Raw genomic sequence first — 3,715 nt, forward strand, 5'->3', positions numbered from 1 at the left:
GTTTACCGTTTGGGGGCCTTTTTCTTTTGCGGTTCAGTCTCCGTTGTTTTCCTGCTTCGATCCTCTGTACTCGTCATACAAACGATCCATGTGGGCTGATAGCCACTCGCTGAAGGGCTTCGCTTCGACATTCGAAAGCTCGATCCCAACCTTCTTCGATTTGGCATTCAGCACGAAATTCAGTGAACTGTCGCTCGACGTCCAACCCTTCCCGGACGCACTGGCCTTGGGCTTCTTTGCAGCCGATTTGGCCTTGTAGCGCCTCAGGTAGTCATGGAGCTCATCGAACCGCTTGTCTTCAGTCAGCTCGACGAACTCTGCGGTTTCCACACGCTCCGTGGCAACCTTCAGGAGGGCAGGGGCAAGAAGCAATTGACGGAGGCTCAGCCACCTGTCACGTCCGATCTTCTTGGACGCTCCGAGCACCTTGAGGATCGACGCTGGTACGGCCTCCACGACACCGAGCATTTTTGAAAGCATCGCCTCATCGATCGCGAGCGACGACCGAACCACATCCTTCGCCATTCCAGAGGCGAGCAGGTTCTGCGCGAAGTACGCGCGCTCGATGAACGACAGATTGGAGCGGGCGGAATTTTCCTGCCCCTGGGCGATAGCGGAGGTGATGTCGTCCAGTTTTTTGACTACCGCCTTGACTGGAATTCCAAGTTCTTTGGCTACTTTGAGACGGCGGTGACCGAAAACCACCATGAACCGTTGACTATCCAACGGACTGGGTCGAACCAGAATCGGCGACGTCTGGCTGGACGCCTTGATCGCTTGCTTAAGTTCCTGGTACTCCTCGCCATCGTCGGAAAGGCGATCGGCGACAAAGGAGACGTCAATCAACCGCGGATCCAGTTCCACGATTACCTCGCCTTCCATCAGCTTCTTGGTGTTCTCTGCCAAATCCTCAATCGACCGAACAACCGTCTTCGCCGCCCCCGTCATGCCGTAGCCAGGCTTTGTCGGTGTCTGGTTAGATTCGATGGAAGCCATATCCAGTTTAGAAAAAGGATTTTCACGCGCCATAGTCGGCCTCCAAACTCGCTTTCAACTTCGACAAGGGATTGATATGTTTCATAAATCCCCGCGCAAAAACGGCTGACAAGTACGTCATTTCCGCCCCCATGCGCCGTGGATCAGCTCCATGATTTCACCGTTGGCTGCGTTCAGGCTCTCCATTGCGCGGTCATAAGTAGACCGGACGAAATCGCCTCGCTCTACCTCGTACAGCGTCTGCTTCTTTATAGAAGCATCAGAGATAGCTGTCGACTTGAGCACATGATTTCGCAACATTTGCTGGGCGAACATCGATTGCATAAACCCAACCATCTGGGCTTGCGGTATGTCCGTCGGTTCGAAGCGAGTCACGAGATAGCGGAACCATTCGACTCGCATCTCGGCGCCTGCCTCCGCGACCGGACCCATTATGCCGCCCAACATCATCAGGAACTGGCTCATCGACATGATATCCAGCATCTGGGGGTGGATGGTGATCAGAATCCCTGTCGAAGCCATAAGGGCGGTGATTGTCAGATATCCCAGCTGTGGGGGGCAATCGATAACGACCACATCATATCTGTCGTCGACCTGCTTCAGCGCATTGAAGATGCGCATGTAAAACAACCGACCGTCCTCTCCCTTCTTGGAGGAGATTGCGAGGGGCACATCATACTCATATTCCTGCAGGACCAGACTTGCCGGAACCACATCAAGGCCCGGAATGTTGGTTGGCTGGATGACTTCCGAGATAAATTTCCGCTCGTCATCGAAACGAAGCGCTTCGTATAGTGATGCAGTATCATCAAGTTCAGGCTGTATTCCGAACAGGGACGTCAGTGATGCCTGTGGATCGAGATCGACCGCAAGTACGCGATGGCCGGTGAGGGCCAGGTATTGGGCAAGGTGCGCAGCGGTCGTGGTCTTCCCGCTTCCGCCCTTGAAATTTACCACCGACACGACCTGCATAGGCTCGCCTTCACGGCGCCGGGGAACGTAATATCTCTTGTCGGATTTTTTGTTGGCCTCGAGATAGTCCCGAAGTTCCAACATCTGATCAGCCGTGTAATAGCGCCGCCCACCAACCGATTCGATTTCGGGGCCCTTGCCCTCCAAGTGAATTTGCCGAAGATGGCTCTGGGTAACCCCGATGAAGTCCGCGACTTCTCCGAGTTGAAACTTGCGTAAGCCCTTCTTTGCGTCCGGGGGATATTGTTGGCTGCGCAGCATATGCAACGCATTAGAAATCTTTGCCCCTTGCTGGGCAATCTCGATATCAAATCTGTTGGGCTGAGGATGGCTCATTTTGCAAACTATATCCCGGAGGGCTTCATTTTCGAAAAAATGGCCACAAAGCCACCATTTGCGAAACTATCTCTCGATTCTAACGCAGCCGCAAGGGTTTTAAAGTTAACAAAAACTTAACAAGAATTCGACGGACTTTGCATCTTCAATCTTTTTCTCTCGTGTTTACATTGATTTAGCGAATGACAGATACGTTCGCGTTCCCGTTTTGTTTTACTGTTAATCCTACAACCGCATGTCCTCGTGAACTGGGCAAAACCGCCGCAACCTCTCAAGAGGAGTGTTCACCACGGTGCGACTCACCGGTGAGACATTGTAGGATTATACAACTGCACCTCGAATCCGATCTGTGCTCATTTCTCGGCGACCAACAACGACGGAGAAATTCATGCAGATTGTCACGATCTCAACGCCGCGAGATACTCACGAGGCAGCGCTCCTTAAAAGCCACCATGAGCTACGTGCTCGTGTCTTTTCCGATCGTCTGGGTTGGGATGTTGATGTCTCGGATGGCTGCGAGTCGGACGATTTCGACACTCTTCAACCGACCTACGTTCTGACCGTAGACAACATTGGCAGGGTTGCGGGATGCGCCCGACTTCTTCCTGCGCTTGGGCCGACGATGCTGGTGGACGTCTTCCCGTCGCTGCTTCCCTCCGGACACCTAGATGCCCACGCGGCTATGATTGAGAGCTCGCGTTTCTGCGTGGACACCACGCTTGGCGAGGGAAGGGGAGAGGGCTCGGTACACGAAGTAACCCTGACCATGTTCGCAGGGATCATCGAATGGTCAATCGCAAACGGATTTAGGGAAATCGTGACCGTCACCGATCTCAGGTTCGAACGAATACTTGCGCGTGTGGGCTGGCCGCTCGCGCGTCTGGGTGACCCGAAGAAGATCGGCGTCACGATGGCGGTGGCAGGTACTTTGCCGGCGAGTTCGGAGATCTTCCAAAAACTCCGGCCAGCAAACTATCGCTCCAAGTTCACCATCCCACTCGGCAAGGTCGCGTAAGGAGAGCCCGTGACACAACTTCGCTCTCATCCTCGGCTCGTCCGAAAACTTCAAGAGGCGCTCGGCGACCAGATATGCATCGCATTGGATGACGCCACCGTTGTCGAGATCATGCTGAACCCTGATGGAAAGCTATTTATCGAACGTCTCGGTCACGGCGTTGTCGGGGCCGGCGAAATGTCGGCGGCGGCTGCAGAGATGGTGATCGGTACCGTTGCTCACGCGCTTCAGGCGGAAGTCGATACCGACCAGCCGATCATCTCGGGGGAATTGCCGATTGGCGGCCATCGTTTTGAAGGCTTGTTGCCTCCGATCGTCGCAAGGCCGGCCTTCACGATCCGGCGCCGAGCATCCCGACTTATCCCGCTCGAAGACTATGTCCGCATGGGGGTGATG

The 3,715-nt window shown here is 54.4% G+C and carries 4 protein-coding genes; 2 read left to right on the forward strand and 2 right to left on the reverse strand.

What is annotated here, in order from left to right:
• Positions 1–33: 33 nt before the first annotated feature.
• Complete coding sequence (gene repB, locus AX760_RS02735) at positions 34–1,029, reverse strand: plasmid partitioning protein RepB (RefSeq protein ID WP_071831308.1); 996 nt, start codon at positions 1,027–1,029, stop codon at positions 34–36.
• 84 nt (positions 1,030–1,113) lie between these two features.
• Positions 1,114–2,304: a plasmid partitioning protein RepA gene (gene repA / locus AX760_RS02740; protein WP_071831309.1), complete on the reverse strand. Its 1,191-nt coding sequence runs from the start codon at positions 2,302–2,304 to the stop codon at positions 1,114–1,116.
• A 388-nt stretch (positions 2,305–2,692) separates the two neighbouring features.
• On the opposite strand from repA, the gene traI reads away from it, so the two are divergent.
• Both traI and AX760_RS02750 read left to right on the forward strand, forming a co-directional pair.
• A complete protein-coding gene (gene traI / locus AX760_RS02745; RefSeq protein WP_071831310.1) occupies positions 2,693–3,319 on the forward strand; it encodes an acyl-homoserine-lactone synthase in 627 nt (208 codons plus the stop codon).
• 9 nt (positions 3,320–3,328) lie between these two features.
• On the forward strand, positions 3,329–3,715 hold a 387-nt coding region (locus tag AX760_RS02750; RefSeq protein ID WP_175552002.1), incomplete at its 3' end, for a P-loop NTPase family protein.

Origin of the sequence: Pararhizobium antarcticum, from assembly GCF_001885585.1 — a bacterium.
In the GTDB taxonomy this organism is placed as follows: Bacteria; Pseudomonadota; Alphaproteobacteria; order Rhizobiales; family Rhizobiaceae; genus Pararhizobium; species Pararhizobium antarcticum.

Excerpts from the sequence above, each read along its gene's own strand:
- traI (WP_071831310.1), top strand. The coding sequence starts at position 2,693 with ATGCAGATTGTCACGATCTCAACGCCGCGAGATACTCACGAGGCAGCG.
- repB (WP_071831308.1), bottom strand. The coding sequence starts at position 1,029 with ATGGCGCGTGAAAATCCTTTTTCTAAACTGGATATGGCTTCCATCGAA.
- repA (WP_071831309.1), bottom strand. The coding sequence starts at position 2,304 with ATGAGCCATCCTCAGCCCAACAGATTTGATATCGAGATTGCCCAGCAA.